The following is a 14,314-nucleotide window of genomic DNA, read 5'->3' as shown; positions in this document are numbered from 1 at the left end:
TGTTGTTCTGCTTCTTCTGCTGCTTCACGGCGGGCAGCTTCTTCCGCTAAACGCTGCTGTTCCGCTTCTTCTGCGGCACGATGGGTTGCTTCTTCCGCAACTAATTTTTCTTGTTCAGCTTGTTCTTCTTGTTGTTTCTTATCTTGACGACCAAGTCCAAACCAAGAGAAGAAACCTTTTTTTTTCTCTTTTGCCATCGGCTACTACACTCCTCGCGGTTAATTATGGCGTTATCAATAAAATAAATATATTCACTGACACAGGTTCTTACGGTGATAAAATCCAGTCTAACATTTTCATCACACCACAACACATATCTATCGCGGATTTCATGGTAAATTAATCAATGGGTTTCCTCTATTTTCACTCATTTTAAATTATGACTAAAAAACCACAACGCGCGTCTTTGGGACAAATCCGCATTATTGGCGGAAAATGGCGCGGGAGAAAATTACCTGTTCCTGACAGTGAAGGGCTACGACCAACAACGGATCGTGTCCGAGAAACACTCTTTAACTGGCTTATGCCTATAATTCAGGGCGCTCGTTGTCTGGATTGTTTTTCCGGCAGCGGCGCACTCGGCTTTGAGGCTCTATCACGTTATGCAAGTGGCGCTACTTTGATTGAGTATGATCGCAATGTAGCAAAACAGCTATCGGCTAATCTGGCCTTACTGAAAGCGGAAAATGCCACTGTGGTGCAGGGTGATGCACTACAATATCTCAATGGGGCCGGAACGCCGTTTGAGGTAGTTTTCCTTGATCCTCCATTTCGTAAGGGCATGCTAACGGAGGCAATCCGTTTATTGGAAGCCAATGGCTGGCTGGCAGAAGAAAGCTGGGTTTATGTTGAGGCAGAGTCAGAATCTGCTGCGACAGACGTTCCTGCAAACTGGCAATTACACAGGGAAAAAATTGCCGGGCAAGTTGCTTACCGATTATACATTCGTCACCAGCAATCTGGTGTCAGATCTGCTTAAACACGATTTTGGAGTCGATGATGTTTATTCAATTAGGAAGAGTTATCATGTTTCTCGTTTGGGGGATCATGATCTTCAATGTGTTTCATCCTTTCCCTAAGCCGTTGAAATACTTTATGGATGTTGCCATGGTATTCACGATAGTAATGCATGCATTCCAGTTACTGTTGCTGAAAAATTCCCAGCCTAAAGATCAAAAACTGCCTACTTACCTCCAAACCAAAATATTCTTTTTTGGCGTCTTTGAATTATTAGCCTGGCAGAAGAAACAGCAGAAAGAGAAAAAATAACGCCCGCCAACTGTTCATTTTTTCTTCTTATTGGAAATAATGATAAATATCGTCAATGAGTAATTCCATTAATTACTCATTGACCTTCTTTGTTTTTGATAATAAAACGTTATTCATTCGTTAATAACGAATTAACGTTGATAAATCAGGATACTCTCCGCACCAATTCCATCATATAGACAGGTATAAATCGTCATTGCCTGATAAACGGGCATAAAACATTAAGGAAAGGAAAAATATGAGTTGGCCATTTCTTGCTGTGTTTTTCTCTGGATGGTTATATATTGATGCCGCCTATCGTGGTATCAACTGGCAGCAATGGGTTTTCCGCCCTGTCACGATGCTGCTTTTGTTATTGTGGGCATGCCAGGCACCCAATCTTGAAGTTTCCGGTTATCTCATCATTGCAGGTCTTGTCAGCGCTTTACTCTCTGATACTATCCGCATGCTTCCCAGTAAGTATTTACTCTTCTCATTCATCGCACTACTCCTGAGTTATTTGTTGTACACAATCAGTTTTGCTTTACATATGGGCTTCAGTTTCTTCTTCCCGCTCCCTCTGATTTTGTTGGCTATTGGCATTGTGGTCATGCTCATCGTCTGGACCCGCCTTGATAATATGCGTTGGCGGGTAATAGACAGTTTCATCATGGCACTGATAATGGTTTGGATCGCTGGAGAACAATATTTTTCACTCAGTAATGCAAGCCGCTTTTCTGTGATCGCCGGCGCGTTCCTATTACTTCTTGCACACAGTATCAGCATTATTGACAGGTATCGTTTCCCCTTTAAAGTTTCCAAAGCCGTTGTGGCAACCTGTGGTTTTATCGGGCATTTTTTAATTATTCGTTCATTGTTCGTATAATTAATCCCCTTATTAAACATAGGATTGAGAAGTAAATAACCTCAAGAGGAATGACTTTGATAACAAACTCTCGTTTGAGACAGCACAAATTATCAAAAGAATTCCTCTCAATAAGTTTGACTCTGGAGTTCACTCCAGAGTGTAGAGTTAATGTTAACTAATTCTAAATTAACTTTATTTGAGAGGTCGCCTATGTTCTCCCCCTCCAAAAAACATAAGCAATCACAACACGGCTCTTTGTCTTCACACTCTTTACCTTCACACTCTTTGCCTTCACATTCCCTGCCTCCACACAAGGAAATGCATCACGATAGTGCCAATGATGTAAGTGAGCATTCACATGAGCATCATTCTCATGAACATGATGGAGCACATTGTTCACACGATCATGCGCATGCAATACAGGATACAGCGCCTCTCGAATTAACAGCCAATCAACGTTTTAATTGGCTCATTAATGGTATGGATTGCCCCAGTTGTGCAGGCAAAATCGAGAATGCCGTAAAAAAACTACCGGAAGCTAAACAAGTCAAGGTACTGTTTACAACCGAAAAACTGGTGGTCGATTCTGATGTTGATATTCGTGCCGCTGTCGAACAGGCAGTAAAGAAGGCGGGTTTTGAAATCAAGGAAACAGGCTCAACCTCCCAATTGCCTCCTGCCGCAAATCACTGGAAAACATTTTCTCCGATCCTTATTCTTGCTGCCCTAATGTTCATTAGCTTGGGAATCTCAAAAGTCAGTGTCCCTGCCGGGAAAATCGCGTTTATCATCACCACGCTTATCGGGCTATATCCGGTTGCAACTAAAGCGATTAAACTGATCCGTTCCGGTACTCCCTTTGCCATTGAAACATTAATGAGTGTTGCGGCTATCGGCGCGTTGTTCATTGATGCCACCTCAGAAGCTGCGATGGTTATTCTGCTGTTCAAATTAGGGGAAGTTCTGGAGTCTTACGCTGCCGGACGTGCCCGTCGTGGCGTCAGCGCCCTGATGGCGTTGGTTCCTGACCAAGCCTTGCTGGTTAAGGATGGGGAAAAGAGAACGGTATCAGCGGCTGACTTACGTTCGGGCGACATCATTGAAATTGCCCCGGGCGGCCGTTTACCCACTGACGCAGAGCTGCTTAGCCCGTTTGCCAGTTTCGATGAAAGTGCCCTGACCGGTGAATCTATTCCCGTTGAACGCCAGCAAGGTGAAAAAGTTGCTGCCGGTTGCCTTTCTGTCGATAGCGCGGTGCAGATGAAAGTGATTTCTGAACCCGGTCACAACGCCATTGACCGCATACTTCAGCTGATTGAAGAAGCAGAAGAGCGTCGTGCGCCGATTGAACGTTTTATTGACCGCTTCAGCCGTATCTATACACCGATAATTATCTTGTTCTCAGCGCTTGTGGTGCTGATCCCACCTCTGTTCTTTGCCGGTTCATGGGAGACATGGATCTACCGTGGTCTGACCCTGCTGTTAATTGGCTGCCCTTGTGCGCTGGTTATCTCGACGCCTGCTGCGATTACCTCAGCTCTGGCAGCGGCAACCCGTCGGGGTGCCCTAATCAAAGGGGGAGCGGCATTGGAACAACTCGGCTCAGTGACCACCATTGCGCTGGATAAAACCGGTACACTGACTGAAGGCAAGCCACAAGTCACTGATATTGAAACCGTGGAAAATATCGGGGCAGAAACATTACTGGCACTGGCTGGGTCAGTCGAAAGTGGCTCCCATCATCCACTGGCAAAAGCCATTCTTAACGCCGCAGAAAATAAAGGCGTAACCATTGTTGAAGCTGAACATCGCAAAGCGCTGGCAGGGATCGGTGTTGAGGGGCAACTATCAGGACAGAGAATTTTGGTCGCCGCTCCCGGAAGATTGCCGGAAAATACGTTGTCAGCGGAATGGAAACAAAAGGTCACAGAACTGGAAAGCAGTGGTAAGACGGCGGTTGCGGTGATGCAGGGTGAGCAATTTATGGGGCTGATTGCCATGCAGGATACCTTGCGTCAGGACGCTATTGACGCTATCCGTCTTCTGAAAAAGCAAGGTGTTGAAGCTGTCATGCTCACTGGCGACAATCCCCGTGCCGCGGCTGCCATTGCAAGCCAATTGGACATTAATTATCGCGCCGGATTGTTACCTGAAGATAAAGTGAAAGCCGTTACTGAGTTAAATAAAAAACACAGAACCATGATGGTCGGTGATGGTATTAACGATGCACCTGCCATGAAAGCGGCCAGCATCGGAGTTGCAATGGGCAGTGGTACTGATGTTGCACTGGAAACAGCAGATGCTGCTCTGACACATAATCGCCTGACGGGTTTATCTGAAATTATCACCCTGTCCCGTACAACCCATTACAACATCCGTCAAAATATCACCATTGCGTTAGGCTTAAAGGCAATATTCCTTATTACAAGTCTATTGGGTATGACGGGCTTGTGGATGGCGGTTCTGGCTGATTCAGGGGCGACTGCATTAGTTACCGCAAACGCAATCCGCTTGTTAAGAATTAAATCCCAGAAATGAGACAGGGAAGAAATAACAAATTGAAAAGGTGCAGACTACGCACCTTTTCAAAATTACAAATACTCAAAATTGCTATTAAGGAAAAAGGAATATGACATTCGGAGAGGTGATAAATTGAAACCAAATGTCATATTTAAAGCCTAGCATGGCTTCTGTTTTCTGCCAGCCAATCATTAAATATTTCTTAATTAAATAGCTTATTCACTTTTCCTGAGCAAATACCGATAAGGAGTTTGCTCTGTTTCCTGAGCAATCAATGCGTGATCCATAAAACGACAAAATCCCGGAATATCACGGGTTGTTGCCGGATCATCAGCAATGATCAATAACGTTTGGCCAGCAGTCATATGGCGGACTGTCTTACGTACCATCATTACTGGCTCTGGGCAGCGTAATCCCAACGTATCAAGCGTTTTGTCGGGACTGGCAAAAACATCGGACATAGCAATCTCTGTAAGTTAAAACAAATTATAACGGCGGATTATATTACAAAATATCGCCAACTGCCGTACTTTACTTTTATTGTGCAACCTGAGTATGATCCTCTTTTCACCTGATATTTCAGATACGTTTATTTTTTGGGTTCCCTAACCCCATCTACCAAAAAGGTACAATATGTTTCAGTTAACCGCGCAACAGCGGATCACGGCGTTGATCTGGCTTTCGCTGTTCCACATCCTGATTATTTCCTCCAGCAACTATCTGGTGCAATTGCCCATCACCATTTTTGGTTTTCATACCACTTGGGGCGCATTTACATTTCCCTTTATATTTTTGGCAACTGACCTGACCGTCCGTATTTATGGTGCGCCATTGGCCCGCCGAATTATTATCTCTGTAATGCTTCCTGCATTGCTGACTTCTTATCTGATTTCCGTCCTCTTTTTTCAGGGAACATGGCAGGGATTAGAATCCTTAGGAACCTTTAACCTGTTTGTTGCCCGCATCGCAGCAGCAAGTTTTATGGCTTATGCACTCGGTCAGATATTGGATGTCAGCGTCTTCAATCGGCTACGTCAGAAACGCCGTTGGTGGATAGCTCCGGCCGCCGCCATGTTTTTCGGAAACATGCTGGATACGCTGGCCTTTTTCTTTATCGCCTTTTACCGCAGCGCTGATCCGTTCATGGCAACACACTGGGTAGAAATTGCGTTGGTGGATTATGCGTTCAAGCTGTTTATCTGTATGCTTTTCTTCCTGCCGGCTTATGGCATCCTATTGAATTTAATTCTGAAATACTTTTTTACTCAATCAACAGATAAAACTCTGCTCAAAGTTTACTAAAAAGAAAATGGCACCCTGAATCAATCGGGGTGTCAATTGTTTGGACACTTTTTATTCTCCCATCACGCATTTCCTGCTTTTACTCATAACCCTTCTATATATTTTGCCGTATAGTATTGATGGACAGTTTTGGTGGACAGTGTTGATGGACAGGCAATCACCTCTATACCCAATGGATTTCGAGTTACAGTTTGAAAGACGAAGGGCATAACTGTCTGCCATAGACCAACTCCACGCTCAATTTCCAGTGAAGAAGGAATATTTCTTATGCTGAAAGTGATCCAGTCTCCATCCAAATATATCCAAGGACCAGATGCGTTATCCCACATTGGTCGATATACCAAAATGCTTGCTGACCACGTTTTCGTGATTGCCGATAATTTCGTGATGAGCCTTATTGGGGATACCGTCAGCAAAAGCCTAGAAGAACACGAAGTCACTAACCATTTCGAAATCTTTAACGGCGAGTGCAGCCATAGTGAAATCCAACGTCTGTCCGCCATTCTAGTGAATAATCAATGTCAGGCCGTTATCGGGCTGGGGGGTGGTAAAACGCTTGATACTGCCAAGGCGATAGCGTACGAATCCAAAATACCCGTGGTTATTTCTCCTACCCTTGCTTCAACGGATGCACCGACCAGTGCCCTTTCCGTCTTGTATACCGAACTGGGTAAATTCGACAGTTATCTGCTCTATCCACAGAATCCAAATATTGTACTGGTAGATACTAATATCATTGCCAAAGCACCTGTACGTCTGTTTGTGGCAGGGATGGGAGATGCTCTCGCCACCTATTTTGAAGCCCGGGCCAGTAGTGCCGCACACAAACCAACCATGGCAGGTGGTGCAGCATCCAACACAGGTCTGGCACTGGCGAAGCTGTGTTATGACACTCTGCTGGCCGAAGGTTACAAGGCAAAACTCGCGATAGACGCCGGCGTTAGTACACCTGCGGTTGAAAATATTGTTGAAGCGAATACCTATCTCAGCGGTATCGGTTTTGAAAGTGCGGGGCTGGCTGCTGCCCACGCTATCCACAATGGTTTTACCATATTGGAAGAGTGTCATCATCTCTATCACGGGGAAAAAGTTGCGTTTGGTACTCTGGTGCAATTGGTATTGGAAAATAGTCCCACTGAGGAATTGGAAACCGTACTCGATTTCTGTGTACAGATGGGTTTGCCAGTCACGCTGGAACAACTGGGCTTGCGTGATAATGAAAAGCTGAATCAAAAGCTCATGCAAGTTGCCATCGCAAGCTGCGCTGAAGATGAAACCATTCACAATATGCCTTTTACTGTGACACCAGAGCAAGTTTATGCCGCGATCTTGGCCGCAGATCGAATGGGACAGGATTGGTTGTATTAAGTTGTTGTGAAAGCCATTCTGTGAAAACAGTTATATGACAACAGTTCTATGAAAGTCATTCGACAGCATCAGGGCGGGAATTCCCGCCCTGATGGTTTTTAACGGCCTGAATTTTAACGACCTGAAATTAAAATATACCTTTTAATTCCCTAGATTATAATAACAATATATATTTTTTATTAATATACACATACCTTTAATCATATAAAAACCCATATATAAAACAGACAAAAAAATCATATTGACCAATAATGATTTTCATGTATTATTATATCCAAATTAAAATTAAACTATAATAAAAGGTATTTGATTGTCTCAATCATTGATAACAAGCCTAACTTTGATCGCTGGATATCATGGAATTAATTTGGATTATTCTGAATTAAAAAATCAGTTCTCTGATAAAAATGGATATTTTGGTGTAACCCAATGGATATTGGCAGCTAAGAAAAATTCACTTCACGCTAGGTTAGTAGAAAAATCCATTGATAGATTAAAACTTATTTCTCTTCCTGCCTTAGTTTTAGGAAAAGAAAAAGAAGAATCATTTATTTTACTGAAATCAGAAGATGATAAATATCTTATCTATAATATAAAAGAAAAAAGCAATCATATTTTTGATAAAAATGAGTTTAATAAAATTTACTCTGGTAAAATTATTCTCGTTTCCTCAAAGAAATCCGTCACCAGAAAATTACAACGGTTTGATTTTACTTGGTTTATCCCTTACATTATCAAATATAGGAATATATTCATTGAAATATTGGCTCTATCTATTTTCATTCAATTTTTTGCATTGATTACGCCACTTTTCTTTCAAGTTGTGATGGATAAAGTTCTTGTCCACCAAAGCTATAACACTTTAGATGTCATTGCCTTTTCTTTTATAGTTGTTGTTTTATTTGATGTTATTTTAACTGGATTAAGAACCTATCTTTTTTCTCATACTACAAATAGAATAGATATTGAATTAGGCTCCAAGCTATTAAGCCATATAATAAACCTTCCAATTCGATATTTTGAAGTTAGAAGAGTAGGAGACACCATTGCCAGAATTAAAGAACAAGAAAACATCCGTCAATTTTTAACAGGGCAGGCATTCACATCGCTTTTAGACGTTATGTTTTCTTTTCTTTTTATTATTGTAATGTGGTATTACTGCCCGCCTTTAACCTTAATTGTTTTAGCATCTCTCCCACTTTACATTATTTTATCTTTAATTGTTAGTCCAATATTAAGAAGGCGTTTAGATAATCAATTTGCCAGAAATGCTGATAATCAAGCTTTCTTGGTTGAGACGGTAAGCACAGTTTCAACACTGAAATCATTAGCAGCTGAGCGACAAATCATAAATCGTTGGCATGAACTATTACCAGCTTATGTCAGCTCAGCAATGAAAGTTACCCGCTTGGCTATCTTAGGGCAGCAAGGTGTTCAACTAATCCAAAAAGTTGGTTCTGTTATAATTTTATGGTTTGGTGCTCATTTAGTGATTAGTAATGAAATTACTGTAGGTCAACTTATTGCTTTTAATATGCTGGCTTCTCAGGTTACTTCTCCAATTATTCGCTTAGCTCAATTATGGCAAGACTTTCAGCAAACAGGGATTTCTGTTGCGCGTTTAGGGGATATTTTAAATACTCCTGTAGAACATTCTGAAAGTAATATAAATTTATCTTCATTACGTGGCCAAATCAAATTTGAAGATGTTGGATTTCGCTATCAAACAGACGGGAAATGGAACATAAATAATTTATCCCTAAATATTAAAGCCGAAGAAGTTATTGGTATAGTTGGTCGTTCTGGCTCGGGAAAAAGCACTTTAACTAAGCTTATTCAACGATTTTATATTCCTGAGAAAGGAAGAATTATGCTTGATGAATTGGATATTGCTTTAGCTGGACCAACTTGGTTAAGGCGTCATATTGGCGTTGTGCAGCAAGAGAATGTACTTCTTAACCGAACAATAAAGGAAAATATTGCATTAACTCAGCCAGCTGCATCTTTAGAACTTATTATTCATGCTTGTCAACAGGCTGGTGCCCATGATTTTATTATGCAATTACCTAAAGGATATGATACACAAATCAGTGAACAAGGTATCGGATTATCTGGTGGACAAAGGCAACGTGTCGCATTGGCTAGAGTTTTATTAAACAATCCTAAAATACTTATTCTTGATGAAGCAACGAGTGCTCTTGATTACGAGTCCGAAAAAGCCATTATTGATAATATGCCTCTGATTTGTAAAAACAGAACAGTCATTATTATTACGCATAGGTTATCTACTGTAAGACATGCAAACCGCATTATCGTCATGAATGAAGGAACAATAGTAGAGCAGGGTTCACATAATCAGTTAATTAATATAGAAAACGGTATTTATAGGAAAATGTCTGAATTAGTTTGAATTGCAATGGAGTTTTTGTGCAAATATTCGTTTGGTTTAAAGGTATTATTGAAATTTATCATCGTTATAAATCAGCTTGGATGCTTGCATGGATAAAGCGCCATGAATTAGTATCTATAAAACGCCTTAAAGATGAATATGCTTTTTTACCCGATCATCTGGCTTTAACAGAAACTCCGGCTTCACCTTTAGCAATATGGACTATTCGCTGTATTATGGTGTTCTTTATGGTGATGATCGGTTGGTCGTATTTCAGTGAAATAGATATAGATGTAATTAGTCAGGGAAAAATAATTAGTCATGGGCGAAATAAAATAATCCAACCATTAGAAACTGGACAAATAAAAGATATTTTGGTTGAAGAAGGCCAATATGTTCATAAAGGTGATGCTTTAGTCGTTATTGATGTTTTAGGAGCAGAAGAACAGCATCAACAGAATATATTGGCTCTCAATATAGCACTAACCAACTATCGGATAGGTAACTCAGTATTAATGTCGGTTTCTGAAGAAAAATCAGAACTAAAATGGAGTATTCTATTACCAGTTGATAATAAAAATGAAATTCGAGATATTATTGAGTCAATAAAAGATGAACAAAATCAACAAGCAAAAAATGTGGCCTATTCATTGTATCAAACGTGGATGAATAAAAACAAACAATTAGTAGAAAAGAAACTTCAGTACCAATTAGAATCAAAATCTGTACAAGAAGAGATTGCATCTTTAAGGACTTCTATTCAACTTGAATCAAAAAGAATGAAATCCTATGAAAGCTTGTATAAAAAAAATTATTTATCACAACATGAATGGTTAAGCCAAAAGGATAAAGTGTCAAGATTAAAACATCAGCATGAAATCAATCAAAATAAATTTCTTGAGCTAAAACACAAAATCAATGAAGTGGATCGTGAAAAAGAAATTAATACCCAAGTCGTTATCAAAGATGCTACTGAAATGAAAAGAAATTCACATAATGATATTCAACGACTATTGGCTGAGGTTAATAAATCTAAAAAAAGGATCAAAACAACTATATTATATAGCCCTGTTGACGGAAGGGTACAGCAATTAGCTTTCCATACCATCAATGGTGTAGTATCAGCTACTCAAGCCATGATGGTTATTGTGCCTGATGAACTACCAGAGGAAGTTGAAGTTAGGGTTAACAATAAAGATATAGGTTTTATCCGTGAAGGACAATCTGTGGTTATAAAAATAGATTCATTTCCTTATACTCGATATGGTTATTTGACAGGAAAAATTAAAAGTATCAGCTATGACTCAGTGGAAGATGAACAACAAAGATTTGTTTTTCCTACAGTCATTAGTCTTGATGATAATAAAATTAAAATTGACAAAGAGTTTATTAATTTAAAAGCAGGAATGACCGTGACAACCGAAATAAAAACAGGAAAGCGTAGAGTTATCGATTATATAATCAGTCCATTACAAACCAAGGTAGAAGAAAGTTTTTGGGAAAGGTAAATAATAGGTTATTAATATGCATAAAACAATTCATTTAGTTATTATAGTTATAACAACATTATTAATTGGCTGTGTTAATAATAAGGATTTCACTATGAGTGAAAGTAAATTAATAGAAAAGGCCTTAAGGTTAGATCATAAAGAAAAGAATTACAATGAAGCATTTAAATATTATTTATTGGCAGCTAAAAAAGGTAATGATGTTGCTCTAAATAATTTAGGGTATATGTATGAACTTGGCAAAGGAGTGAAACAAGATTATCAAAAATCTTTATATTATTATAATAAAGCTTCTTTATTAGATAAGGATGGAGTAAGTTTACATAATTTATCCAGATTATATCTAAATGGATTAGGTGTAGAGAAAAGCAAAGAAAAGGCATTGTTTTTTTTAAAAAAATCTGCTGATTTAGGAAATAAACAGGCGATGAATGATCTATATTGGTTAACAAAGTCAGATTCAGAGAGTGAGCATAAATAAAGGAAAACATATGAAACATATAATAAAACCATTATCACCAAATGGACAACTTGATCGAAATTTCGTTAACGTTAATATAGTGCCACGAGGAACAGAAATAAAATACTCTAGTGGTAAAACTGCTCGATCTATGACAGGGCATGTTTGGATGACATTTGAGGGAGGGGGAAGAGAACCGATCGATATAGGTTGGTCAACTGGTGATTCTTTAAAAGAGGGAGGATATGACAATATAACCCACAATGATGGTGCAATATATGATAGAGTAAAGGTAAAAAGTTTTAAAATACAAATGAGATATGATAATGCAGAACGATTTGTGGATTTTGTAAATAAAGCTCCACTAGGAGAAATGAAAAACTTCTCAAAAAACTATAATCTTTTTACTAATAATTGCGTTGATTTTGTCAGAGAAGCCCTAGATTATTCAAATTCTAACTCTGGTAAAAAACTATTACCATTTTTTTCTCCCGATGGGAATTATGACAATCTTGGTGACATTATAGATGAAAATTATAAAACCGCAGATAAATGGGGTGAAGAGTGGGCCGATGAAAATAATGATGAATTACCATCACCATTAATTATTGATTTAAACAGAGACGGTGTTGGCACTATACCTGAAGGCAAAGTTAATTTCGACATTAATAACAACGGAAAAAAAGAGTCAACAGGTTGGGTAGATAAAAATGATGGCCTTTTAGTTTATGATAAAAATAGCGATGAAAAAATAGAGTCTGGAGCAAGACTTTTTGGGGACTCTAGTGAGGTTAATGGAAAGAGTAATTTTAAAAATGGCTTTGAAGCATTATCAGAACTGGATTCAAACAATGACTCCATCATATCGATAGAAGACAAAGAATGGAGTAAATTGAAAATATGGAAAGATGGAAATAGCAATGGTGTTGTAGATAAAAATGAATTAATGAGTTTATCGGATATAGGAATAAAAGAAATAAACTTGAAATATAAAGATGAACTCTATATAGATAACTCAGGGAACAGGCATAAAGAAATTTCCAATGTTATTTGGGATAATGGTAGCATAACGGATATCGTGGATGTCTGGTTCAAAGTTAATTCTAAATTAAGAGAAGAAAACATCAATGCATCCACTCAACAAGAAATTCATAAAATGATTAACTCTATGGCTGAATTTAGTTCTGAAAATGTCAGTTCATCAAACAACCAAATAATTCCACGACAGGATAATGCAGTTACTATACTGACAACACCTCTTATAGGCTAGCAGAAGTTACAGTCAATCTAACAGAGATACATATTCATTGGATTTGTCTCTGTTAGATTGAAGATTCTGTCTCATAAAGCCAGCGTAGATAGGTTAATATGTGAGATCACGGCCACCTGCTTCAGTTTTTTTCAGACACCCAAGTTCTATTAGATGATTTAAATGTCGGGTCGCTGTTGCCCTGCTGACTTTGGCAACTTTCTGATATTACGTGCTATAGCAAAGGCAATTTCTGCCATACCATCTGACTGTTCGCTGGTTGGATAAGGAACGGCTTCACTGATACCTAATCTATTTGCCAATGAAGAGCGTACTGATGCCGCATTTAACTTCTCACCTTCTATTTCACAGGAGTAGAGAATACTGGCAAGCAGATTATCCAGTGTTGCTTGCTCTGTACTTTCATCGCTGGCTCTTCCTAGCAGGAATCCCTGATTAAAATGAATCTCCCGCAACAAAGGTGCCATCACAGGCTCATTCCACTGGAAATCCGGCCAATGGTCTTGTTCCCATATCCACATTAAATTTCACCTTATAATGTCAATAATCAAGCCATTCTACTCATGGAATGAGGCAAATAACAATGCTATTCGCCTCACGAAATGAGGCGATTAACCACCCTAATTGACTCATCAACCAAAATTCACGCCTTTGATTACACCGCTCGCGCCAATAAGCTTATCGGATGTTCACATTTCTTGTTGGTCGACATTTCAATCAGCCGGAATAACCCCGCGCCAATGAGATCTGGATTTACGGAAGGTTCGAGGTATCGGGCTTCTTCGGGTTCCATTGTCTGAGCATCTATGCCTGCCTGCTCACACGCTTTAACAAAAGTCTGCTGATATTCCAGCGAGTCTTCCGGCAAAGTGATAAATAAACCGTTGGTTTTTTCTATGCGGTTTTTTCTATGCGGTTTTTTCTATGCAATGACGGGCAATGCGCTTAAGGATTTTATTTTCCTGAATACACTCTTTTGCCGACTCGCTGTCTGTTACGGCATAACGTGTCCCACTGTGAAGTAAGCCATGATTGCGTCCCGTTGCGCCCGTGGCGAGATCATGACGTTCCAATAAAATACAGCGTAACCGACGCCGTGCGCAGTCCCTTGCAATACCTGCACCTGTCGCACCCCCGCCGATAATGATGACATCGGTTTCTGTTACAGGAGAGCTATCCATTGAAAATGCTCCTCTTTCGCTTATATGCCCAGTGGCGTATGCGGCTGGTCAATGTCTTGTTCAGATAGATAAAATATAAACACCACCCGTATTTTTTGTTTGATAAGGAACAATAACGAGCGAGAAACGCGCACAGGGAGGCATAAAAAGTACATATCGTGATAAATATCACGCTTTGACAGGCAAACAAGGATGCAAAC

At 39.6% G+C, this 14,314-nt stretch carries 12 protein-coding genes and 2 pseudogenes; 10 read left to right on the top strand and 4 right to left on the bottom strand.

Annotated features, from left to right (window positions below; all coding sequences use genetic code 11):
* Positions 1-197 (bottom strand): annotated as a pseudogene (locus FE394_RS13690) (signal recognition particle-docking protein FtsY); the annotation flags it as partial.
* 182 nt (positions 198-379) lie between these two features.
* Here FE394_RS13690 and rsmD point away from each other — a divergent pair.
* The 4 genes from rsmD (at position 380) to FE394_RS13670 (ending at position 4,654) form a co-directional block, all read left to right on the top strand.
* Positions 380-979, top strand: a complete 600-nt coding sequence (rsmD, locus tag FE394_RS13685) for a 16S rRNA (guanine(966)-N(2))-methyltransferase (protein WP_319926922.1) — start codon at positions 380-382, stop codon at positions 977-979.
* A gap of 20 nt (positions 980-999) precedes the next feature.
* Positions 1,000-1,269 carry a DUF1145 family protein gene (locus FE394_RS13680; RefSeq protein WP_319926921.1) on the top strand — a complete coding sequence of 90 codons (270 nt, stop codon included), beginning with the start codon at positions 1,000-1,002 and terminating at the stop codon, positions 1,267-1,269.
* A 238-nt stretch (positions 1,270-1,507) separates the two neighbouring features.
* Positions 1,508-2,134, top strand: coding sequence for a lysoplasmalogenase (locus FE394_RS13675; protein ID WP_319926920.1), 627 nt, complete (start codon positions 1,508-1,510; stop codon positions 2,132-2,134).
* 192 nt (positions 2,135-2,326) lie between these two features.
* Positions 2,327-4,654: a zinc/cadmium/mercury/lead-transporting ATPase gene (locus tag FE394_RS13670; RefSeq protein WP_319926919.1), complete on the top strand. Its 2,328-nt coding sequence runs from the start codon at positions 2,327-2,329 to the stop codon at positions 4,652-4,654.
* A gap of 197 nt (positions 4,655-4,851) precedes the next feature.
* On the opposite strand, the gene tusA is transcribed toward FE394_RS13670, so the two are convergent.
* Positions 4,852-5,097: a sulfurtransferase TusA gene (tusA, locus tag FE394_RS13665; RefSeq protein ID WP_319926918.1), complete on the bottom strand. Its 246-nt coding sequence runs from the start codon at positions 5,095-5,097 to the stop codon at positions 4,852-4,854.
* A 172-nt stretch (positions 5,098-5,269) separates the two neighbouring features.
* Between tusA and FE394_RS13660 the strand changes: the two genes are divergently transcribed.
* From FE394_RS13660 to FE394_RS13635, 6 genes are all read left to right on the top strand, one after another.
* The gene (locus FE394_RS13660) at positions 5,270-5,938 is read left to right on the top strand and encodes a 7-cyano-7-deazaguanine/7-aminomethyl-7-deazaguanine transporter (RefSeq protein ID WP_319926917.1); all 669 of its coding nucleotides are present in this window, start codon (positions 5,270-5,272) and stop codon (positions 5,936-5,938) included.
* Positions 5,939-6,205: 267 nt separating this feature from the next.
* Entirely contained in the window at positions 6,206-7,306 is a 1,101-nt protein-coding gene (locus FE394_RS13655) for a glycerol dehydrogenase (RefSeq protein ID WP_319926916.1), read from the top strand.
* Between the two features lie 310 nt (positions 7,307-7,616).
* Complete coding sequence (locus FE394_RS13650; RefSeq protein WP_319926915.1) at positions 7,617-9,716, top strand: type I secretion system permease/ATPase; 2,100 nt, start codon at positions 7,617-7,619, stop codon at positions 9,714-9,716.
* Between the two features lie 17 nt (positions 9,717-9,733).
* Positions 9,734-11,203, top strand: a complete 1,470-nt coding sequence (locus FE394_RS13645; RefSeq protein WP_319926914.1) for an HlyD family type I secretion periplasmic adaptor subunit — start codon at positions 9,734-9,736, stop codon at positions 11,201-11,203.
* Between the two features lie 94 nt (positions 11,204-11,297).
* Positions 11,298-11,684, top strand: a complete 387-nt coding sequence (locus tag FE394_RS13640; protein WP_319926913.1) for a tetratricopeptide repeat protein — start codon at positions 11,298-11,300, stop codon at positions 11,682-11,684.
* Positions 11,685-11,694: 10 nt separating this feature from the next.
* Positions 11,695-12,933, top strand: a complete 1,239-nt coding sequence (locus FE394_RS13635) for a hypothetical protein (protein WP_319926912.1) — start codon at positions 11,695-11,697, stop codon at positions 12,931-12,933.
* Between the two features lie 158 nt (positions 12,934-13,091).
* On the opposite strand, the gene FE394_RS13630 is transcribed toward FE394_RS13635, so the two are convergent.
* Positions 13,092-13,454 (bottom strand): DUF4172 domain-containing protein, encoded by a 363-nt coding sequence (locus FE394_RS13630; RefSeq protein ID WP_319926911.1) that lies wholly within the window; start codon positions 13,452-13,454, stop codon positions 13,092-13,094.
* A 212-nt stretch (positions 13,455-13,666) separates the two neighbouring features.
* A pseudogene (locus FE394_RS13625) lies at positions 13,667-14,114 on the bottom strand (FAD-dependent oxidoreductase); the annotation flags it as partial.
* Between the last annotated feature and the right edge of the window lie 200 nt (positions 14,115-14,314).

It is taken from the genome of Xenorhabdus littoralis (assembly GCF_033949345.1).
GTDB lineage: Bacteria > Pseudomonadota > Gammaproteobacteria > Enterobacterales > Enterobacteriaceae > Xenorhabdus > Xenorhabdus littoralis.
Note: the sequence above shows the minus strand (reverse complement) of the source record. Positions and strands in the feature narration are given on the sequence as shown.